This is a genomic window from Azospirillum oryzae (genome assembly GCF_900177515.1).
Classification (GTDB): Bacteria; Pseudomonadota; Alphaproteobacteria; order Azospirillales; family Azospirillaceae; genus Azospirillum; species Azospirillum oryzae_A.
Genome location: NZ_FXAK01000001.1, coordinates 569334 through 590255 on the forward strand (window position 1 = coordinate 569334; position 20922 = coordinate 590255).

General features: G+C 67.1%; 21 protein-coding genes. 8 read left to right on the top strand and 13 right to left on the bottom strand.

Going from position 1 to position 20922, the window contains the following annotated elements:
* Window positions 1–44 precede the first annotated feature (44 nt).
* From B9N97_RS02660 to B9N97_RS02670, 3 genes are all read right to left on the bottom strand, one after another.
* The gene (locus B9N97_RS02660; protein ID WP_085083027.1) at window positions 45–1883 is read right to left on the bottom strand and encodes a methanol/ethanol family PQQ-dependent dehydrogenase; all 1839 of its coding nucleotides are present in this window, start codon (window positions 1881–1883) and stop codon (window positions 45–47) included.
* 402 nt (window positions 1884–2285) lie between these two features.
* Window positions 2286–3101, bottom strand: a complete 816-nt coding sequence (locus B9N97_RS02665) for an ABC transporter permease (RefSeq protein WP_085083029.1) — start codon at window positions 3099–3101, stop codon at window positions 2286–2288.
* Window positions 3098–3871, bottom strand: a complete 774-nt coding sequence (locus B9N97_RS02670; RefSeq protein WP_085083303.1) for an ABC transporter ATP-binding protein — start codon at window positions 3869–3871, stop codon at window positions 3098–3100. Before B9N97_RS02670 ends, B9N97_RS02665 begins: the two co-directional genes overlap by 4 nt.
* A 141-nt stretch (window positions 3872–4012) precedes the next feature.
* Between B9N97_RS02670 and B9N97_RS02675 the strand changes: the two genes are divergently transcribed.
* Genes B9N97_RS02675 through B9N97_RS02685 form a run of 3 tightly spaced genes read left to right on the top strand, consistent with a single transcriptional unit; the run spans window position 4013 to window position 6902 of the window.
* Complete coding sequence (locus B9N97_RS02675; RefSeq protein ID WP_085083031.1) at window positions 4013–5164, top strand: ATP-grasp domain-containing protein; 1152 nt, start codon at window positions 4013–4015, stop codon at window positions 5162–5164.
* The gene (locus B9N97_RS02680) at window positions 5161–6069 is read left to right on the top strand and encodes a RimK family alpha-L-glutamate ligase (protein ID WP_085083033.1); all 909 of its coding nucleotides are present in this window, start codon (window positions 5161–5163) and stop codon (window positions 6067–6069) included. Before B9N97_RS02675 ends, B9N97_RS02680 begins: the two co-directional genes overlap by 4 nt.
* The gene (locus B9N97_RS02685) at window positions 6066–6902 is read left to right on the top strand and encodes a RibD family protein (protein WP_208621118.1); all 837 of its coding nucleotides are present in this window, start codon (window positions 6066–6068) and stop codon (window positions 6900–6902) included. Before B9N97_RS02680 ends, B9N97_RS02685 begins: the two co-directional genes overlap by 4 nt.
* Window positions 6903–6975: 73 nt before the next feature.
* Here B9N97_RS02685 and pqqA read toward each other — a convergent pair whose 3' ends face one another.
* The 10 genes from pqqA to B9N97_RS02735 form a co-directional block, all read right to left on the bottom strand.
* Window positions 6976–7056, bottom strand: a complete 81-nt coding sequence (pqqA, locus tag B9N97_RS36880) for a pyrroloquinoline quinone precursor peptide PqqA (protein WP_085083035.1) — start codon at window positions 7054–7056, stop codon at window positions 6976–6978.
* 458 nt (window positions 7057–7514) lie between these two features.
* Window positions 7515–8042 carry a formaldehyde-activating enzyme gene (fae, locus tag B9N97_RS02695; RefSeq protein WP_280174727.1) on the bottom strand — a complete coding sequence of 176 codons (528 nt, stop codon included), beginning with the start codon at window positions 8040–8042 and terminating at the stop codon, window positions 7515–7517.
* A 314-nt stretch (window positions 8043–8356) separates the two neighbouring features.
* Window positions 8357–8749 (bottom strand): hypothetical protein, encoded by a 393-nt coding sequence (locus tag B9N97_RS02700; protein WP_085083037.1) that lies wholly within the window; start codon window positions 8747–8749, stop codon window positions 8357–8359.
* Window positions 8750–8786: 37 nt separating this feature from the next.
* Window positions 8787–8966, bottom strand: a complete 180-nt coding sequence (locus B9N97_RS02705; protein ID WP_085083039.1) for a hypothetical protein — start codon at window positions 8964–8966, stop codon at window positions 8787–8789.
* A 117-nt stretch (window positions 8967–9083) separates the two neighbouring features.
* A complete protein-coding gene (locus tag B9N97_RS02710; protein ID WP_143266322.1) occupies window positions 9084–10058 on the bottom strand; it encodes a PQQ-dependent catabolism-associated beta-propeller protein in 975 nt (324 codons plus the stop codon).
* 13 nt (window positions 10059–10071) lie between these two features.
* On the bottom strand, window positions 10072–11250 hold the full coding sequence (locus tag B9N97_RS02715) for an ABC transporter substrate-binding protein (protein WP_244560515.1): 1179 nt from the start codon (window positions 11248–11250) through the stop codon (window positions 10072–10074).
* A 58-nt stretch (window positions 11251–11308) separates the two neighbouring features.
* The gene (locus B9N97_RS02720; protein ID WP_085083043.1) at window positions 11309–12064 is read right to left on the bottom strand and encodes a formylmethanofuran dehydrogenase subunit C; all 756 of its coding nucleotides are present in this window, start codon (window positions 12062–12064) and stop codon (window positions 11309–11311) included.
* The gene (gene fhcD / locus B9N97_RS02725; protein ID WP_208621120.1) at window positions 12061–12972 is read right to left on the bottom strand and encodes a formylmethanofuran--tetrahydromethanopterin N-formyltransferase; all 912 of its coding nucleotides are present in this window, start codon (window positions 12970–12972) and stop codon (window positions 12061–12063) included. Before fhcD ends, B9N97_RS02720 begins: the two co-directional genes overlap by 4 nt.
* Complete coding sequence (locus B9N97_RS02730) at window positions 12972–14639, bottom strand: formylmethanofuran dehydrogenase subunit A (RefSeq protein WP_085083045.1); 1668 nt, start codon at window positions 14637–14639, stop codon at window positions 12972–12974. Before B9N97_RS02730 ends, fhcD begins: the two co-directional genes overlap by 1 nt.
* On the bottom strand, window positions 14633–15889 hold the full coding sequence (locus B9N97_RS02735) for a formylmethanofuran dehydrogenase (RefSeq protein WP_085083047.1): 1257 nt from the start codon (window positions 15887–15889) through the stop codon (window positions 14633–14635). Before B9N97_RS02735 ends, B9N97_RS02730 begins: the two co-directional genes overlap by 7 nt.
* Before the next feature lie 298 nt (window positions 15890–16187).
* On the opposite strand from B9N97_RS02735, the gene B9N97_RS02740 reads away from it, so the two are divergent.
* From B9N97_RS02740 to B9N97_RS02760, 5 genes are read left to right on the top strand one after another with little or no spacing between them, the layout of a single operon-like run.
* A complete protein-coding gene (locus tag B9N97_RS02740) occupies window positions 16188–17204 on the top strand; it encodes a beta-ribofuranosylaminobenzene 5'-phosphate synthase family protein (protein ID WP_085083313.1) in 1017 nt (338 codons plus the stop codon).
* A 33-nt stretch (window positions 17205–17237) separates the two neighbouring features.
* Window positions 17238–18143 (top strand): NAD(P)-dependent methylenetetrahydromethanopterin dehydrogenase, encoded by a 906-nt coding sequence (locus B9N97_RS02745; RefSeq protein ID WP_085083315.1) that lies wholly within the window; start codon window positions 17238–17240, stop codon window positions 18141–18143.
* Complete coding sequence (mch, locus tag B9N97_RS02750) at window positions 18143–19117, top strand: methenyltetrahydromethanopterin cyclohydrolase (protein WP_085083049.1); 975 nt, start codon at window positions 18143–18145, stop codon at window positions 19115–19117. Before B9N97_RS02745 ends, mch begins: the two co-directional genes overlap by 1 nt.
* Entirely contained in the window at window positions 19114–19968 is an 855-nt protein-coding gene (locus tag B9N97_RS02755; protein ID WP_085083051.1) for a triphosphoribosyl-dephospho-CoA synthase, read from the top strand. The genes mch and B9N97_RS02755 overlap by 4 nt, the downstream gene beginning before the upstream one ends.
* Window positions 19965–20900, top strand: a complete 936-nt coding sequence (locus tag B9N97_RS02760) for a quinoprotein relay system zinc metallohydrolase 2 (RefSeq protein WP_244560516.1) — start codon at window positions 19965–19967, stop codon at window positions 20898–20900. Before B9N97_RS02755 ends, B9N97_RS02760 begins: the two co-directional genes overlap by 4 nt.
* Window positions 20901–20922: the final 22 nt, after the last annotated feature.

Below are 20922 nucleotides of genomic sequence, written 5' to 3' on the forward strand. Positions count from 1 at the left end.
GGCGCCCGCCTGTGCATCACTGCCTGCTCATCACTGCCGGTACATCACTGGTTGTCGGGCAGGGCAAAGACGGTCAGCGTGCCGCCCAGCTGGGTGTATTCGCCCAGCGCCTTGTGTGCGCCGACCGCGCCCAGGCCTTCCTGCTCGCCGGTCAGTCCGGCCGCCAGCCCGATGCCGGCCCAGCCGCCGACACCCGACAGCACGGCGATATACTGCTTGCCCTTGTGCATGTAGGTGTTGACGTTGCCGATGATGCCGGACGAGGTCTTGAAGTTGTACAGGTCCTTGCCGTCCTTCAGGTCGAACGCCTTCAGATAGCCTTCCAGCGTCCCGTAGAAGCCGACGCCGCCCTTGGTCGACAGGGCGCCGCTCCACACCGCGAAGCGTTCGGGCTTCGACCAGACGATCTTGCCGGCCGCCGGGTCCCAGGCGATGAAGTTGCCCATGCCGCCATGCGAATTCGGAGCCGGATACATGCTGAGCGTCGCACCGACATAAGGCTGGCCGGCGGAATACTCGACCTTGAACGGCTCGTAATCCATGCAGATGTGGTTGGTCGGCACATAGATCAGGCCGCTGTCCGGCGAGTAGGACGCCGGCTGCTGGTCCTTGGATCCCAGCGCCGCCGGGCAGATGCCGGTGGAGTTATGGTCCTCGCCCTGGGCGAAGGTGCTGTATTTGTCGTTCACCTTCGGGCGGCCGGTCTTCATGTCGATCTCGCTCGCCCAGTTGACGGTCGGATCGAACTTCTTCGCAACGAGAAGCTCGCCGGTGTTGCGGTCGAGCGTGTAGCCGAAGCCGTTGCGGTCCATGTTGACCAGGACCTTGCGCTGCTGGCCGCCGATGTTGATGTCGGCCAGGATATTCTCGTTCACGCCGTCATAGTCCCATTCGTCGAAGGGCGTCTTCTGGAACACCCATTTCGCCTGACCGGTGTCGGCATCGCGGGCGAAGATGGTCATCGACCATTTGTTGTCGCTCTTGGCCCGGTCCTTGTCGACGGCGCGTTGCGTCGGGTTCCAGGTTCCCGGGTTGCCGGTGCCGTAATAAATCAGGTTCAGTTCGGGATCGTAGGTGTACCAGCCCCAGGTGGTGCCGCCGCCGATCTTCCACTGGTCCGCCGGCCAGGTCTTGATGCCGAGATCCGGTTCGCCGATCGGCTTGCCGAGCATCATCGTCTTCTGCGGGTCGATCATCACGTCCTTGTCGGGACCGGTCGAATAGGCCCGCCACACCTGCTTGCCGGTGTTGATGTCGTAGGCCGTCAGGTGGCCGCGCACGCCGAACTCGCCGCCGCTGATGCCGACATAGACCTTGTCCTTCACCACCAGCGGGGCGGCGGTCAGCGTCTCGCCCTTGGTGGCGTCGCCGTTCTTGGCCGACCACAGAACCTTGCCGGTTTCGGTGTCCAGCGCCACCAGCGTGTTGTCGGCCTGTCCCAGGAACAGCTTGTTGCCGGCCACCGCCACGCCGCGGGTGACGGTGTCGCAGCACATCACCGGGATGACCGACGAATCCTGCTTGGGCTCATACTTCCACTTGATACGGCCGTTGTCGTTGAGGTCGAGCGCATAGACGATGTTGGGGAACGGGGTGGAGATGTACATCGTGTCGCCGACGACGATGGGACCGCCTTCGTGGCCGCGGAGCACGCCGGTGGAGAATTGCCACACCGGCCGCAGGTTCTTCACATTGTTGGGGGTGATCTGGTCGAGCGTGCTGTAGCGCTGGCCGGCATAGTTGCCGAGCTGCAGCGCCCAATTGGCCGGATCCTTCTGGTTCTTCATGGTGTCGTCGTTGGCGAAAGCGCCGGTGACGGCGACCGTGGCGGTGGCCGCCTGGATCGCGGCGGTGACGAGCAGACAGCGCACAAAGGGGTTCATGTGTTTCCTCCCGTTTTTTGGCGGTGGTCCCAGGGACTTTGCGGCGGCAGGCAGCTGCTTGTGTAAGTGCGGTCTTCGAGAGGGTATTCTCCCTCGATAATCGATGCGTGACGTCAACCGGCGGGCGTCGGGCGGTATGGGCTCCCGACGCTCCGATTTCACACTGCTTCGGCATCGCGGGTGCGCCGGATCAAAATGCCGGAGCACGGGCGTTGGCGGGGTTCTAAACTGCCCCGCACTATGTTGGCGAAACTGATATTCAGTGTGCTCAAACAAAGACAGGCTGTGAAGATTATTTTCCGCCGCCGTGCGAAAGTTTTTGGAAGAATCGAAATAGAGGGCAGGTATGAGGAAAAGGATTACTTCGAAAGTTGATATGCTGTGAAGCTGCCGTTCCGAAGTTCAGGCCTGTTCGGCCGGGCCGCCCCTTCGTGCCCAGAAGCCGCGACCGGGATCGTATGCCAGAACCGCGGCGCCCAGGAACAGCACCAGACAGCCGGTCACCCAAAGCAACGCCGTCACGTCGACTCGGAGATACAGGCTGAAGCGGATCAGTTCCACCGCCTGCGTGAACGGGTTCCAGGCGGCGATCTGGTACAGCGTCGGGCTGCCTTCCCTGATGCGCCAGAGCGGATAGAGGGCTGAGGAAGCGAAGAGCATCGGGAAGATCACGAAGTTCATTACCCCGGCGAAATTCTCCAGCTGCTTCACAAAGGACGACAGCAGCAGGCCGAGCGCCCCCAGCATCAGCCCGCTGAGCAGCAATGCCGGCAGTGCCGCGAGATAGCCCAGCGGCGGCGGCTCCACCCCCCACAGCCATGCGATGCCGAGGAAGACATAGACCTGTGCGATCGACACCGCGACGCCGGCCAGCAGCTTGGCGACCAGCAGGTACCAGCGCGGCAGCGGACTGACCAGCAGCGTCCGCATGCTCCCCATCTCGCGGTCGTAGACCATCGAGAGGGAATTCTGCATGCCGTTGAACAGCTGGATCATCGCGACCAAGCCGGGCACGACATATTCGTCATAGAGGATGTAGGTCTCGTAGGGCGGGATGATCGACACGCCCAGCACGGCGCGGAAGCCAACGGCGAAGATCGCCAGCCAGACCAGCGGCCGGACCAGCGCCGCGAAGAAGCGTTCGCGCTGATGCAGGAAGCGCAGCCCCTCGCGCACGATGATGCTGCGCAGGCAGCACCAATAGGTGGCGGCGCTCATGGCCGGCGCTCCCCGGTCGTCGAGGCGGCGAAGGCGATGGGCAGAGTGGCGCTGCCCGACTCGGCACAGACCGCGCGCACGCTGCCGGACGCGCGCAGCCGTCCCTGATGCAGGATGACGACGGAATCCTCGTCCCTCGCCTCGTCCAGCAGATGGGTGGCCCACAGGACCGCCAGCCCCTGCTCACGGCAGAGCGCACGGACATGGCCAAGGATTTGGCGGCGCGACTCGGTGTCCAGCCCGACCGTCGGCTCGTCAAGAAGCAGCAGGTTCGGCCGGTGCAGCAGCGCGCGGGCGATTTCCACCCGTCGCCGCTGCCCGCCGGACAATGCCCGGACCTTGTCGTCGGCGCGCTCGGCCAGTCCGATGCGGGCCAGCTCCTCCCGCGCACGGGCTTCGCAGTCGGATGGCGCCATTCCGTGCAGGCCACCATGGTAGCGCAGGTTCTGACGGACGGTCAGGTCGAGGTCGAGCGTCGGCTGCTGGAACACCACGCCGATCCGCTCCAGCGCGCGGGTCGGCTGGCGCCGCAGGTCGAAGCCGAAGATGCGGATGGCGCCGGTGCGGTTGGAATAGAGCCGGGTGATCAGCGAAAACAGTGTGGTCTTTCCCGCGCCATTGAGGCCGAGCAGCATTGTGAAGCCGCCAGGCGGCACGGCGAAGGACACGTGGTCCAGCGCCACCCGCTTGCCGAAACTGTGGCTCAATTCCTCCACGGCCAGGGCGGGAGGGCCGTGGATCGCGGGAATCGACGGAGGGTCCGCAGGCATTGCGGCTTCATACATCCAGTCTTCCCCCAGGCGGGTGCCCTGCCCCGTACCCGAACAGCGTCAGGTGGACGGCACGGGCCGTTGTTCGGAAGGGTCATTGCAAATATGGCTGCTGCGCATGATTGTTGGGATTGCGAATGAATGTTCAAGATGCTTTCGCAAGGGGAGCGGAGCTTGACCGCGACGGCAGTCCCGGAATTCGTGGTGGTGGCGCTGTCGGCGCGGGCGCTGGTGGCCAGCGCTTGCCGCGACGGGCTGCGCGTCGCTGCGGTGGACCTGTTTGCCGATACCGATACAACCGCCCTGGCCGACCCGTGCCTGACGTTGCCGTCACGGCAACTGCGCATTCCCGCCGCGGCATTGCAACGGGCGCTGGCCGCGCCGGATCTTTGCAGGCTGCCGCTTGTCTATGGCACCGGGTTCGAAGATAGGCCTGAACTGCTGACGGCACTTGCACGCGGCCGGCCGGTGATCGGCAACCGGGCGGAAACGGTGGCGCGGTTGAAGGATCCGTTCGCCTTTGCAGACCTGCTCGCCAGCCTCGGTATTCCGCATCCGGAGGTCGCCACGGCGCCGCCGGCCGACGCCGGGGGTTGGTTGATGAAGCGTGCGGGCGCTAGCGGTGGTGCTCACATCCGGCCGGCCTCCTCGCGATTGACGGCCGGCCATTATGCTCAGCGCCGCAGCGCCGGGCGTCCGGCGTCCCTGCTGTTCCTGGCCAATGGCCACCGTGTGCTGCCAATCGGCTTCAGCCGGCAATGGGTGGCGCCGGCTCCCGGCCAACCCTACCGCTATGGTGGAGCGGTCGGCCCCATGCCGGCTTCCGGCGGGACCGCCGCGGCGATGATCGATGCAGTGTCGCGGATCGCTGCCGCGGTGGGGCTGGTCGGGCTCAACAGCGCCGATTTCCTGGCAGGACCGGCCGGCTGGTGCCTGCTGGAGATCAATCCGCGGCCGGGTGCGACGCTCGACCTGTTCGACCGGCCGCCAATGCCCAGTCTTTTCGGTCTGCATCTGGCCGCCTGTGCCGGGAGGCTGCCGGCCAAACTGCCGCCGCTCACCGGCTGCCGTGCCGCCATGGTGGTTTACAGCACCGCGCCGATCCTGCTGCAGGACGGCTTGTGCTGGCCGGACTGGGCTGCCGACCGTCCGCGCACGCCCGCGCGCATTCCTGCGGGCGCTCCGCTCTGCACCGTGATTGCCGACGCGGCCGACCTGCCGGAGGCCAGGCGCCTTGCCGGCCGGCGCGCGCGTGAGCTGTATTTGCACCATGCTTTGGCGGAGGCAGCATGACCGGTGTGGTCGCTTTGTTCACCGACGGGGCCGACTGGCATGCGGCGCGGCTGGAGCGGGCGATCACGCGCCGGGGAGTCGAATGCCGGCGCGTCCCGCTGAACGGCTGCGGCTTCGCCGTAGGACGCACCGAGACGGGGCTTCTGCTGCCGGGCTTCGGCGATGCGCTGCCGTCCGGGGCCTTCGTGCGCGTGGTCGGGCAGGGCAGCTTCGAACAGGTGACCATGCGGCTGGGGGTGCTCCATGCGCTGGATCGTCTGGGAGTGCCGGTCTACAACGCGGCGGGCGCCATCGAACGCTGTGTGGACAAGAGCACCACCAGCTTCCTGTTGTCCCATGCCGGCCTGCCGACGCCGCTGTCCGTGGCCGTCCAGTCCGCCGAACTGGCACGCGCCGCGGTGGCGGACTCGCCGGATTGCGTGTTGAAGCCGCTGTTCGGCGCCCAGGGGCGCGGCCTGCGCCGCCTGTCGCGGCCGGACGAGGTGCCGGAGCCAGAAGCCGTCGCCGGCGTCTATTACCTGCAGCCCTTCGTGCCGCCTCACCGGGAGGGCGAATGGCGCGACTGCCGGGTCTTCGTGGTCGGCGGTGTTGCGGTGGCGGCGATGATCCGCCATGGCCGCAGCTGGATCACCAATGTCCATCAGGGTGCCAGCTGCGAGGCGTTGATCCCCGAAGGCGCCGTCGCCGATCTGGCGGTGCGGGCCGCCGCCGCGGTCGGCGCGGACTATGCCGGCGTCGATCTCATTCCCGCCCCCGGCGACGAAAGCCGCTGGCTGGTGCTGGAGGTCAACTCGATGCCCGCATGGCAGGGATTGCAGTCGGTCAGCAAGGTCGATATCGCCGATGCGCTTGCCGCCGATTTCCTTCGCCGGGTCGATGCCGGCGCGTCGGGAGGGCTGCGGTGACCGCACGCATGCTTCGGCTCTATCCCGGCAAACCGGAGGAGATCGCACTTCCCGGCACCTATCTCGCCCACCGCCTGCATGAGCGGGGAAGTGCCGCCGCCCCCTTCGTCTATGCCAGCTTCGTCGGCAGTCTCGACGGACGCATCGCGCTGCGCGATCCCGCGACCGGGGAAAGCCGGCTGCCGGCCGGGCTGGTCAGCGGCAACGACTTCCGCCTGTTCCTCGAACTTCAGGCGCAGGCGGATTGTCTCGTCACCCATGGCGGCTATCTGCGCGACCTCGCGGCTGGGCGGCTGGATGATGTTCTGCAGGTCGGCACACAGGAGGCAACGCGGGAGCTTGCGCAATGGCGTGCCGACAACGGCCTTCCGCCGCAGCCGGCCGTGGTCGTCGCCAGCGCCAGCCTGGAATTCTCGATGCCGGACTCGCCGGCGCGCCATGGTCAGCGCGTGCTCATCGCAACCGGTGGCGGGGCGCCGCCCGACCGGGTCGCCCGCTGGCGCGCTGCCGGATACGAGGTGCTGATCGCAGGAACCGGAATGTCTGTGGAGGGTGGACCATTGGTCCGCGAACTGGGCAACATGGGCTTCCGCAGCCTCTATCTGCTGACCGGACCGCGGATGCTCGACACCATGGTGCGGGACAGACGGCTTTCGCGGCTGTATCTCACCACCGCGCATCGCCTGCTTGGTGGGGAGAGCTTTCACAGCATGCTGTCAGGCCCGGAATTGGGCGATGCCGGCCGGCTGCGGCTCTGCGCGCTGCATTATGATGCGAGCGCTCCTGACGGAACCGGGCAGTTCTTCGCCCATTTCGAGCCGCAGCCGGCCTGAGTGGAAGATGCTGAGTGGAAAGCGTGGACGGATGTTTGAGGGAAGGGTCACCCTTGCCGTTCAAATGCGCCGGTTACAAACCGGCACAGGCGTAGGCGTTGATCTCGGTGCCGACCGAAATCTCGACAATCGTCGGCTTGCGCCAAGTCTTCATGTCCGATTCCTCCGCTGGAATGGGCGATCAGGCAGGATTGCCGGGGAAGCCCATTAGGAAATTCTACCCGTGCCGCGCCGAAGCGACCATAACCCGAACGGATAGCGTCGTGATAATTATGGCTAGTTCTTTGTGCGGCGCAAAAGGAATGCCGGAAGCGGTGTTTCTTAGAACTGGAATAATTCTACGCAATGGCTGCTGATTTGGCGCGGTATTGAAAGAAAGATTTATTTTCCTAAAAGTCTATCCAGCGTGCTGCGGATCGTCCGTAACGCTGCCTGCCACGTTACGGACTGTCAAATGCTTGGAAGGCTGAAGGTATTCCGTCCTTCCCCGTCGGTCGGTCGGGCGCCGCATCCACCCCGTTTTTCAGGTCGATCACGACGGACAGCGGCCGGCGGTCGCGTCACGACCGCCGGCCGCTGCCGACATCCGGCAAGGCGGGGCATCGGCCCCGGTCAGGCGGCGAACGGATGCTTCGCCGAGTCCTTCTGGTTCTGCAGATCCTTGAGGGTCGGGTATCCCGACACCGCGCGTTCGATCGCTTCCTTGGTGGCCCGGTAGTTGTAATCCTGGATCTTGGCGTTGTCCTTGGCCTCCCAGTGGATGAAGACGCCGACGCAGATGAAGATGTTGTCGATTTCGTCCTGCGGGATGGTTCCTGCGGCGACGCAGTCGGCGACCGCCTTGGCGACGCCATGCTGGGCCGGGCCGAACATCTGCACAGCCTGCTCGGCACCCTTGATCGTCACCTTGTTGAACAGGATGGTCGAGGGCTTGCATTGCAGATTGGGGGCGATGACCGCCAGAAGGCTGGTGAAGCCGTCCTTGTTGTTGGTCAGCGCGTTGCAGAAGGCGGTCTCCGCGGCGCTGCCGCGCGGTCCCATGATCAGGTCGATATGGGCGACCTCATTGCCGTCACCGACCAGCGATTCGCCCACCAGCACACGATTGATTTTCGGGGATGACCCCTGCCACATGCCCATCGCCGCTTTCTCCCATGCATTTTGAAATCATTGGAGGACCGCCGCAGGTCATGCGGGGCACGCCGGTCGCGCCGATCCAGCATGACTGATCACTGGATACCTGCGGGCACGGCGTCGGTCACGGCAGCCATTATGGCATCTTGTTTGTTTTGCCAACAAACTCTCAAAAGAGGTTCGGAGTAACTTGAAATCGCAGCCGCCGCCTTCCCGCTTCCCTGGTCCTGGCCGGGATGGCACGGCCTTTCGGACAGTGCTACCCCATCTTCGGTGGCAGCGGCCGCGATCATGTCATAAAGCCGGGCGAGAGGTGCCGGTTACTGCTTGTCCTTCTTGTCATCCGACTGGCCGGAGCCGCCCTGGGTGACCGAATGCCCGCCGATCGCACCCTGCCGTTCTTTTTGCAGAGAGTCTTTGGGAAGCTGTCCGGTGGGCGACGTGGCACCCTCGGTTGAGGAGCCGGAACTGCCCTGCGGAACCGGCGCACCACCGATAGCTCCATTGCGCTCGGCGGGAAGCGAGTTGGGCGGCAGCTGTCCGGTGCTGTCGGACGAATTGGTACCGGTCGCGCTGTTGCCGGTCGCAGTGCTGCCTGTCGAACTGTTCCCTGACGACTGGGCGGAGGCCGGCAGCGCGGCGATGGCGATGCCGACGGCAAGGCCGGCGGCGCATGCAAGGCTGTTCAGGGGCAGTGTCTTGAAGGATTTCATCGCATGTCTCCGGAAATGGACAATCGTGGCAAGGAGGTCATGACCGCTTGGTTGTGCCGCGCGCGGCATCCGGCGGCCGGTCGGCCCTGTCCTTGCCGCTCTCATCGCCCATATGCGATACGGTGTCTTTGCCCTCGTCCTTCTCGAACTCGGCCTTGTCGTTCAGAACACTCTTCTTGCCGGGCGTCGGCGGCTGTTCTTCTGGATGCTTCTCCATGATTTCACCTCCCAAGAGGCCGGGCCGCCGTCGACGGTCGCCGACGCACCCGGCCTCTTGCCTCAACCGGCAGGTCCGGCCGTGGGTTCCGTCATGCTCCGCATCGCCTGGGCCGCCTCAAGGCTTGACGACGATTCCCCATGGTGCGCCGCCGACCGGGATGCTCTTGATCACCTTGTTGCGCTCCAGGTCGATCACCGACAGATCGTTGCTGATGCCGTTGGTGGTGTAGAGCCGTTTCTCGTCGGGCGAGAAGGCGAGGTTCCAGACGCGCTGTCCGACAAGGAAATAGCGTTTCACCTCGAAGCTGTCGGTGTCGATCTCTGCGATCCGGTTGGCCGGTCCCAGCGCCACAAAGGCCCGTTTTCCGTCCTTGGTCATCTGGATGCCGACGGCCTGGATGGCTTCGCGCCGGACGCCTCTCACCTCGAACCTGATCTTCTTGATGACCTTGAGCGCCGCCGGATCGATCACGCTGACTGTGCCGCCGATCTCGCTCGACACCCAGACCTGTTTGCCGTCGTCGGTGAAGCGGGCGACGCGCGGACGGCTGTCCACCAGCACATTGCCGATGACGGTGTGTTTCTCCGTGTCGATGAAATGCGCCATGTTGGTGGTTTCGGAGGTGTTGACCAGGATCTTGCCGTCCGGGCTGATTCCCATTCCCTCCGGCTCGACGCCGACCTGGATGTTGCCGATCGCCTTGCGGTCGGCGACGTCGATGACCGTCACCATGTTGTCGTTCTCGTTGGCGACATAGAGCTTCCTGCCGTCCGGAGACAGCACGAACAACTCCGGATCGGGGCCGGAGGGTAGGGTGTGGACGACCTTGCCGCTGGCGATGTCCACCACGTCGATGCGGTTGTCGTCGCCGACGCAGACATAGAGCTGCGTTCCGTCGGCGCTCAGCGTGATGCCGCGCGGCCGGCGGCCGACCTTGATCTTGTTCTTGATCTGCAGGCTGTCGCCGTCGACCACGGCGATCTGGTTGTCTTTTTCGTTGGACACGAAGATGGTTTCGGCAAACACGGGCTCGGCCAACAGGACCGGACCGGCGAGAAGCAGCATGGTGCAGGACATCAGGAATCGCATGGTGTGGTCCGCCCTATCGGTTGAGACGGCATTTGCTTTCCGGCGCATCGTCGCCGAGCGTGTCGAGAGGTGTCACCGGGTGCAGGAATCCCTCCTGTGGTGACACTGAAACCAGCATCCTTGGCCCGGCGATCAGGATGGGTTGGCGCATCTGCCCGTTCCAGGCGCGGAAGGACAGCGCTTCGCCCTTGAAGCCGGCCAGTTCGAAATCGGGGCTGTGCAAGTAGGCGGTCAGGTCGTCGAAGCTGGTGGCGTTGGTGCGGGCCGCGGCCTCCCCGATGCTGCGCACGGCAAGCCAGGCGGCATAGTCGCGCGGAGTCATCCAGCGGCCGGCCAGCTTCTCGAACCGGCTTTGCAGTTGGGTGCCGCCCCACTGCTCGTTCACCCGCGACCACGCGGTGGAGGTCAGCCCCTGGGTGCCGGCGACCGGTCGGGGATACCAGGTGCGGCCATCGAGATAGTCGCCGAAATCGCCGGCTTCGTCGGCGACGATCAGCACGTCATAATCCGGCCCCTGGGTCGCGAGCGGGATGTCCGACTGGATGGTGGTGACGCCGGTGTCGGTGCGCCGGTTTCCGGTGTCGAAAGTCCAGGACTTCTCGTCGACGATCCGGCCGCCGAAGCGCTTGGCCGCGCGACGGACGGCCTCGGCATAGAGCGCATCGCCGGGATCGCGGCCGACCAGCAGGCTCCACCGCGTCCATTTCTTCCAGGCGAGATACTGTGCCAGCGCATCGGCCAGCATGCGCCGGCTGGGGGCGGTGTGAAGGATGTTGGCCCGGCACTGTTCGTTGCGCAGCGCGTCGTCGGTGGCGCGCGCGTTGAACAGCAGCATGGACTTGGCTTCCGGCCGGTCGGCGGCGGCGAGCAGCGCGTCGGCCGGCAGGTCGGCAACCACGAACCGCACCCCCTCTTCGGCCAGCGCCTTCACGCCGGCGGAGATGTCGCCGTCCTGCGGCAGGGCCTGTTCCACCAGCCGGTAGCTCTGGTTGAGGAACTGGCCCGTGGTGTTGTTGTCGGCTAGTGCCAGCCGGGCGCCCTGAAGCCCCTCGTCGGTCGCGACCGGCTCCAGGAAACTCAGCGGCGTGCGCGGGTCCTCCTGGCGGGCGAGATAGCCGATCAGCATCACTTTGGCGCCGCCGTCCTGCGGACCGGTCCCCTGGGCAGTGGCTGGTGCCGCAAGGGCCGTCAACCCGATGACCGGCAGGACCAAAGCCGCAAGGCGGCGCCTCCATAAGTCGGTTCTTCGTTCAGACCATCGCCAGAATCTCACCATGCCCTCCTTCCGCAAGGTCGCCGATGAACCGATGGGCGCGGGTGGTGCCCGCACGTTCGAACCAGCTTCCGGTCCCCTCCAATCCGCGCCGCAGCAGATGCAGGAACAGCCAGTCACGCGTGCCGCCATCGGCAAACCCGTCGGGCACCGCATCCTGCCGCCGGCCCATCAGCAGCGTGCCGCGGCGCATACCGAAGCCCGGATGCGGACCGCATCCCCCGCCGGCTGCCAGCGTCCCGGCGATCATGAAACCGGCGGCATAGACACCGACCATGCCGTCGACGAGGACGATCCCCCGCCGCATCCGCTCGGCAACGCGGTCCCCGGCACTGCCGCCGACGCTGATCAGCCCGCCCCGCATCCCCAGCGGCAGGCCGGGCAGGGCGCCTCCCAGCGCGTCGCCGGCATTGCCCGTGATGCGCAGAAGGCCGCCGCTCATTCCGGCTCCGGCGTGACTGCCGACGTCTCCCTCCACCAGGATGCGGCCGGACGCCATGCCGGCGCCGATGCGGTGCAGGACGGCCTCCCCCGGCCGGATGAGCATTGCTTCAGCCGCGTCGCCAGTCGAAAGCTCGAACATCTCGCCGACCGTCGTCACCCCCCCGCCGCAGGGAAGCGGCAGCCCGGCAATGTCCTCCGCCGTCTGGCCGGCCAGCCGGTCCGGCAGCAGGGATGACATGTCCACGATTGTCCCGGCATCGCCGCGGAAGGTCAGGGTCAGACCGCTCATGCCATCACCTCGTGGAGGTGGAAGTGGTGCGGCCCGAGTTTTCCGCCGTAATTGCCGGCGGTGATCGCCAGTACGCCGGCCGCCGGGCCGCCGGCTGCGGCTGCTGCGATGCCGGCCCGCATGCCGGTGCGGATCGCGGCCTCGTCGGTGCCGTCCAGCACCAGTTCCAGCACCGCCTCGACATCCGGGGACAGCAGCGTTTCCGGTTCGACCGCCCGCAGGGTCGGGCAGAAGCGCGTGTTGGTGGAGGCGATCAGCGCCTTGTATTTCGACCCGACCTTCGATCCTGAGCGTACCACGCCGCCGGGAAAGGGCAGGATGATGCCCGGCAGCGGCCGGATCGCCGCGACCGCCGCCTCCGCCGCGGCGAGGCACTGGCGGTGGCTGGCGGCCAGGATCAGGAAGTTGCCGCCGCCGATCCCCTTGGCCACGGCGACGCTGTCCTCGCAGACGAACTCCCCGTCCATCACCGGCAGGCGCCAGAATCGGCGATCGCCGAACTTCTTGGAGATCTGGTGCCCGTCGCCGAAGTAGCGCAGTCCATTGCCGAGCGGGATGCGCTTGGCCCCCTGGAGAAGCCCGGCATAGCAGGCCGACCCCGGCGAGGTCATGATGCATTGCCCGACACGGTTGACCACCAGCTTGGCGAGGTCGCCGCTGGACATGCCGAAGATCATCACCGCCGCACCCGGCCGGCTGTCCGGCGTCTCCTCCGGCGTCAGCAGGCGCTCCACCGCCGCCTCGCAACCGCAGCCGATGACGGAGGTGGCGAATCCGGTCAGGCTGGACGTCGCCGCATCCACCCAGGCGGGCGTATCGGCGGTGATGACCAGCCGCGTGTAGGTCATCGGAAACGCTTCTGCAAACGTGTCCTCGATGCGCACGCCGTTGATCCGCATCTCCGCCATCACGGCACCTCCCGCCGCTTGCAGGGGTGAAGCTGCGGCCCGGCGCCGTGGCGGATTTCCGCGTCCTGGATGCGGAAATGCTTGATGGCCAAGCCGATGCGCTCGTCGAAATAGCGGGCGATGCGGCGCTCGATCAGTTCATCGAAGCCGGGACGGACGACATGGGTGGAGCCCTGCGCCATCGCCACAAGCGCGCCGTCGCGCACCACCAGCTTGCCGCTCTTGAACACCAGATCGGGGCGCTCGAACATGGCGCGGCGGTCTGCTAAGTCGCTGTAGACGGTCACGTCGGCAGAGGCGCCCGGCGCCAGATGGCCGCGGTCGGCAAGCCCCAGGATGCGGGCCGGCGCCGCGCGTGTCATGATGGCGATCTCGGCCAGGGTGTATTCGCGGGTGATCGAGCCCAGCGTGGTGTGGGCCGGCGCGTCGGGATGGATCTCCGCCAGCTTCGCCAAGCGGTAATCGCGGTCCATCAGCAGCCGGATCAACTCCGGATAGAAGGTGAAGGGCGCGCCGTTCGGGTGGTCGGTGGTCAGGAACACCCGCCACGGATCGTCGAGCAGCAGGAACAGCTCCAGCCCGATCGCCCATTGCAGGGCGTTGACATAGGATTTGTCGCGATAGCGGAAGGGCACCACGCCGCATCCCGCCTCGCATTCGATGTCCATCGCCAGCCATTTGCGCGGATGGGCCAGCGGGGCGGTGTGGCGCTGCGCCATGGTATCGGCCGACGCGGTCACGGTCTGTCCGAACATGACCTGCCCGATATCCACCGACAGCGTCGGCGTCCTGTTCACCGCCTCCGCCAGCGCCGCGGCGCCGGAGGAGAATTTGCGGTCGCCCGCCGTATCGTAGCTGTGGAACTGGATGTGCGTCATGTGCATGGGCAGGCCCGACGCCGCCTGAATGGTGTCGAGCGTCGTCGCCACATTGCCGGGGATGCCGAGGTTGCAGCCATGGACATGCAGCGGGTGCGGCAATCCCAACTCGTACACCGCGCGGGCCAGCACGGTCAGGACGGTGCGCGGCGTGACGCCGTAGTGCGGCCCCGCCTCGTCGAGGTCGAGCTTGCGCGCGTTGAACTTGAAGGCGTTGATGCCGCCGGGATTGACGACCTTGACGGCAAGGCTCTGAGTCGCCGTCAGCATCCAGGCGACATAATCGTTGACCGCCGCCTGCCCGGCGTTGGTGGCGATCAAGTCCAGCAGGAAATCGTCGTTTCCCAGCACCAGATAGCCGCCGGTGTCGATATAGGGGATGTCGCTCATCTCCAGATGCGCGTGCCGGGCGTTGGATCCCAGCATCGCCGGCTCGAAGGCGGCGGTGAACCCCATCTCGATGTAGCGGGCGCCGGTGGTGTGGGTGGAGGGGGTGGCGATGCCGCTGCCCCCACCGCAGCCGCAGGCGCTGCCGGTGAAGCGGTGCCGGTCGTGCTCCTCCCCCATCAGCATGCGGGCGAGGTTGACCTTGCCGCCAGCGATGTGGCTGTGGATGTCGATGGCGCCGGCCATCACCACTTTGCCGGTCACATCGTACACGCTGTCAGGCGTGGCTCCCGGCCCCGGATTGGCGGTGACGCGGTCGTCCCGCAGCCAGAGGTCGGCGACCTCGCCATGCCGGCCATTGGCCGGGTCGAACAGCCGTCCGCCGGCAAGCTTCGTCAGCATCCGGCGGTCTCCTTGACTTTCGCGGTTTGGTCCAGTGCCGCCAGGATGCGGCCGATCACCCCAGCAACGCTGGGCAGGCCGCGGTCGATCAACATCCCGGCATGCAGGGCGACCACGCTGTCGGCGCGGAACACGTCGCCGGCATGATCGATGCCCGGCGTTCCCACCGGAATGAATAGCGCCGGTTCCGGCGTTATGGTCATCTCCGGCGGCGCCAGTATGATGACCGTGCCGTTCGTGCTGAACTCCGGCATCTCCGGACGGAAGGCGGAAATCCACAAGGTCACGTCGGCATCCTGCAGGCGGCGGCGCCAGTCGAACCGTTCCGGATCGTGCAGCGGTAACCCGGCGTCGAAGCCGGTGCGCAAAGGAAAGCCGGTGCGCCAGCCACAGGCCTGATTGGCGCCGATCAGGTTGTCGGCACCGGACAGCGGCAGGCCGGAACAGCGGGTGGTGCCGTCCACGGTACGGATCAGCCGGACCAGACCCTCCACGATCATGTCCGGCTGCGGCCCCTGGAACAGCCCTGCCGCCCAGATTACCACCGTATAGCGGGCGGCACGCAGGCGGGCCGCCAGTTCGGTCATCGGATCGCCGGCCGCTGCCCGACCGGCAAGCGCCGTCCGTAAGCCGGTGACCAGCATGGCGAGGTCTCTGGCCCCCGGATCGACCGTTTCGATTTGTCCGCCCAGGAGTTGTGCCGTCTCCGGCAGCGGCTCCCCACCCAGGAAGACGACGCTTCGCGCTCCATCGGGTACGAACGCCGGTTCCGGAACCACCCACCGTTCCCACAGGCGCGGAAAGGCGGCAGCCGGGTCCGGGCCGACGACGAGGACGAGGTCGCAACGGTTGCGCAGTTCCGCCAGCGTTGTGGTCGACCAGCCGAAGCGGCGCAATGCCGCCAGATTGCGGAACAGCGCGTCGGATCGCTCATGGTCCACCGTCGCCCCGATGCGTTCGGCCAGGGTCAAAGCGGAGAGGACGCCATCCACATCGGTTGCCAGCCCGGCGATCAGCGGTGCGTGGCTTTCGGCAAGCAGCCGGGCCGCCTCGGCGATGGCATCGTCCATGGAAACGGCGGTTCCGCTCATGCGGGCGTCGGTCGGCACCGCCGCGGACCGGCGGAACAGCCGGTCGGCTTGCGGGCAGCCGCTGGGCCGGGGGGCGATGCCGGAATCATCCAGGTCGATCCCGATGTCACCGCAGCCGAGGCCGCAGAATGGACAGAGAATGTCGGGGTGGAAGGTCATGGCCCCCCAAATCGGCTGAGCGGAAAAGTCGCTTTCGCGTGAAAACGCAGTCAATCCGGGTGGTTCGAGAAGAGCGGAGGTCTTCGCCGGGAGACGTCCAAGCATAAAGCCCGGAATTGAGCCGACGATCGTCGGCCATGTCTGATCTTTGACAGGCGGAGCGGTCCGGTCATGCCCGTTTTCCTCCCTGTATATCCGTGCCCCGTTTGGGTTACCGCGCGTGGATACTCGTTCGCGCTACGGACAATTTTGTTCGTAACGCTAACATTGTGCGATGAGCCGCGCAAAGGGAATGCAGATGAGCCACCAGCGCAATCGGATAGGGGAGGTATGGGTCAGTGCGCCCGCGCGCCTGCATGCCGGCTTCGTCGATCTCAATGGTGGGTTGGGGCGCCGCTTCGGCAGTCTCGGCATCGCCATCGACCGGCCGGCCATCGTCCTGCGCGTCCGCCCGGCCGACCGGCTGACGGTCAGCGGGCCATCCTCCGACCGCGTCCGTCGCAGCATCGAACGGCTGGGCCGGGAGGCGGGCCTGCCGGATGCCGTCGCCGTGACGGTGGAGGAGGCGATTCCGTCCCATGTCGGCCTGGGCTCCGGCACCCAAACGGATCTCGCGGTCGCCACGGCGCTCACCTGTCTGGAGGGGCGGGGCACCGCCGCCCGCGATCTGGCCCGCGCGTTAGAGCGTGGAGCACGCTCCGGCATCGGACTGGCCGCCTTCGAGCAGGGTGGGGTGCTGCTGGACGGCGGCCGGGGCGGGCTGGACGCCGCACCGCCGGTGATCGCGCGGGCGCCCTTCCCCGACGATTGGCGCATCCTGCTGCTGCTCCATCGCGGCGGCCATGGGCTTCACGGAGCACCGGAAGTGGAGGCCTTCCGTCGGCTGCCGCCCTTTCCGCCCGACGCCGCGGCGCATCTCTGCCGGCTGATGCTGATGGTTGCACTGCCGGCGCTGGCCGAAAGCGATGTGGAGCGGTTCGGGCAGGCCATCGGCGAGCTTCAGCGGACGGTCGGCGACCATTTCGCCCCGGCCCAGGGCGGGCGCTTCACCAGCCCCTTGGTGGCCGAGGCGCTGGCTTGGCTGGAGGCGCAGGGGATTGCCGGAGTGGGCCAAAGCTCCTGGGGACCGACCTGCTTCGCCATCGTCGGCAATGCGGCGCTGGCGGAACGGCTGGCCGGCGAGATGCGCGAGCGCTGGGCCGGTTCCCCGCTGGAGGTGATGGTCTGCCGCGGGCGGAATGTCGGCGCGACGGTGCGGAACCTGTCGGACGAGGCGGAGCTGGCATCTCCGATCCGGCGCGCCGCAGGCGAATGAGCTGACCGCTGAACGACTGAAATGGAGGCAGGCATGAGCGCCCCTTACGTGCTGCACATGATCACGCCGCTGGCGAATGTCAGCCCGTTCGACGTCAACATGGCGGTGGATGCCGGCATCGACACGGTGGTCCCCTACACCGGCATCGAGACCGCACAGGTCGAGGCGCTGACCCAGGACGCCATGTTCTCCCGCGACCCGAAGAACGCGGTGCGCACCGGCCTGTTCATCGGCGGGCGCGACGCGGCCATGGCGCTGGACATGCTCGCCGTCGCGCGCAAGGCGATGTTCCCGCCCTTCCTGATCTCGGTCTTCGCCGACCCGTCCGGCGCCTTCACCACTGCCGCCGCCATGGTCGCCGTGGTCGAACGCGCCCTGCGGCGGTCGGGAGCCGATGGCCTCGCCGGACTGGATGTCCAGGTCTATGGCGCCACCGGCGTCGTCGGCGGCATCGCCGGACTGATCGCCGCACAGGCCGGCGGCAACGTCACCCTGGTCAGCCACCGCGGCGTTTCGGCCGTGCAGGGCAAGGCGGAGGAGTTCGGCCGGCGCTATGGCGTCACGCTGTCCTGCGCCGACACCTCCACCGGCGGCAAGGCGGCGCTGATGGAGCGCGCGGAGGTCGTGCTCGCCTGCGGCAAGGCCGGGGTCACGGTGCTGACGGCCGACGATTTGCGGGCGGCCAGGCGCCTGCGCGTGGCGGCCGACATCAACGCAGTGCCGCCGGCCGGGGTGGAGGGCGTCGGCGTGCAGGATGACGGCACACCGGTGCCCGGCCATTCCGGCGCCGTCGGCATCGGCGCGCTCGCCATCGGCAACGTCAAGTTCAAGGTCCAGCACCATCTGCTGGAGCGGATGCAGACCGGCGGTTCCGCCGTCGCCTTCGATTTCCAGGACGCGATGGACGCGGCGCGGACCATTGCGGGAAAGGCCAAGTGATGCAGCAGCGCCCCAGCCTGTCGGCCCTTGCCGGCCCGCTCGCCGCCGCCCTGGTCGCCGATGCGGCACAGTTGCGGCTCGGCATCGACAATTTGGCCGGCGCAACGATCGTCGATGGCGGGATCGCCCGCTCCGGCGGGCTGGAGGCCGGTCGGCGCATCGCCGAGCTGTGCATGGGCGGTTTGGGCCGGGTGACGCTCCAGGCCGACACCCAGTCCGACCGCTGGCCATTCCAGGTGGCGGTGCACAGCACCGATCCGGTGCTCGCCTGCCTGGGCAGCCAATATGCCGGCTGGAGCTTGTCGCACAAGGACGAGGACGGTTCCTTCTTCGCGCTCGGCTCCGGCCCCGGCCGCGCCCTTGCCCGCAAGGAGACGCTGTTCGACGAGCTGGGCTATGGCGACAGCGGCGATCACGCCGTGCTGGTGCTGGAAAGCGGAGCCGCCCCGCCGGCCCCGTTGGTCGAGCGGATCGCGGCCGACTGCGGGGTGGCGCCGGATCGGCTGACGCTGGTGCTGACGCCGACGGCAAGCCTCGCCGGCACGGTGCAGATCGTCGCCCGCGTGCTGGAGGTGGCAATGCACAAGGTGCACGCGCTGGGCTTCCCGTTGGAGCATGTCGCCGACGGCGTCGGCGTGGCCCCCCTGCCGCCGCCCGGCAAGGGCTTCGTTGAGGCGATGGGGCGGACCAACGACGCCATCCTGTTCGGCGGCACCGTTCAGCTTTTCGTTACCGGGCCGGAGGATGCCGCCGCCGATCTGGCGCAACGCCTTCCCAGCTCGGAATCCCGCGACTACGGGCGTCCCTTTGCCGAGGTGTTCGCGGCGGTGAACAAGGATTTCTACGCGATCGATCCGCTGCTGTTCGCGCCGGCCCGCGTGGTGGTGACGGCGCTCGACAGTGGGCGCAGCTTCCATGGCGGACGCCTTGCACCGGACATGCTCGACCGCTCCTTCAGCGGGACCGGGGGATGAGCACCGCAGTTGCAGAGCTGTTCATGACCGTGTGCCGGGCGGAGGTGATGGCGTTGAAGCCCGGCAACGTCCATGTGCACGCCGCCGGCCACGGCATGACGGTGGAGGACTTCCTCCTGTCGGCGGAGGCCGCGGCGCCGGAGATCGCACGGGCGCATGCCCCGGTTGGTGAACGCATCCTGCGGTCGGTGCAGGCGACCCGCGCGGCGGTGGGCTGTAACACCAACCTTGGTATCCTGCTTCTGTGTGCCCCGCTGGCCCGCGCCGCCGAGTTGCCGGCCGCGCGCCCTCTGCAAGACAGGGTAGGCGATGTGCTGGCGGTGCTGACGGTGGACGATGCCAAGGCTGCATTCGAAGCGATCCGCCTTGCATCGCCCGGCGGGCTGGGCCAGGCGCCGGAGCATGACGTTGCCGGCCCGGCGACGGTGAACCTGCGCGAGGCCATGGCCGCCGCCCGGTCGCGCGACCGCATCGCCGCCCAATATGCCGACGGCTACCGCGACGTCTTCGACATCGGGGTCACCTGCGCCCGGTCGCTGGCGGACGCCGATGCTGTCTCACTCGCCGAAGCCGTTTACCTGGAATTCCTGACCCCCTTCCTCGACAGCCACATCCTGCGCAAACATGGCGAGACGCTGGCGGCGGCCGTGCTGACCGAAGCCCGCGAGGTGCGCAGGCAGGTGGCAGGGTCATCATCGGCAGCCCTTCGGCGCGAGCATATGTTCGTCTTCGATGCACGGTTGAAATGGCAGGGCATCAACCCCGGCACCTCCGCCGACCTCACCGTCGCCAGCCTCTTCGCCCATCTGCTGGAGAAGCGCGAAGAAGACCAGACAGGAACACGGGCATGACGACCAGCCTGGAGATCGGCGGTTTTCTAACGCTGGCCGCCATGCTGTGCCTCATGGCGTTCACCACGTCCGCATCGGCGGAGCCGTTGGCGGTGACGGAAGTGGCGCCCGGAGTCTTCGTCCACCAGGGCGTCATTGCCGAACCGGCGCCGGACAACCATGGCGACACTGCCAACATGGGCTTCATCGTCGGCGACGACGGGGTGGCTGTCATCGACACCGGCGGCACACCGGAGTTGGGGCGACGCCTGCGCGAGGCCATCGCCGCCCGAACCGACAAGAAGCCGGTGGTCGTCATCAACACCCACATGCACCCCGACCATGTCTTCGGCGACGCCGCCTTCGCCGACGTGCCGATCGCCGGCCATGCCAATCTCCGGGATGCGCTGGCCGCCCGGCAGGAGGTCTATCGGCAGCGGCTTGCCGACGAACTGGGGGCGGATGCGGCGGCCGGCATCGCCCCTGTCCGGGTGGACCGGCCGGTTTCCGAAGAGGTGCGGATCGATCTCGGCAACCGCATCATCGTGTTGACGGCCTATCCCACGGCGCACACCAACAACGACCTGACCGTCTTCGACCGCAATACGGGGACGCTGTTCGCCGGCGACCTGCTGTTCGTCGACCATCTTCCGGCGGTGGACGGCAATGCGCTTGGCTGGCTGCGGGTGATCGACAGGCTGGAGCGGGTGCCGGCGGTGCGTGCCGTTCCCGGACATGGTCCTGCAGCCGTCGATTGGCCGGGCGCGCTGGACGCTGAGCGGCGTTACCTGACGGTTTTGGTGGACGGGGTGCGGCGGGTGCTGAAGGCCGGCGGCAGCATCCAGGATGCCGTTGCAGGTGTGGCGGAGGATGAACGGGACCGCTGGCTGTTGTTCGATGCATACAACCCGCGCAACGTCACGGCGACCTTCGCCGAGCTGGAATGGGAATAGGAGCGGACGACACGGGACAAAT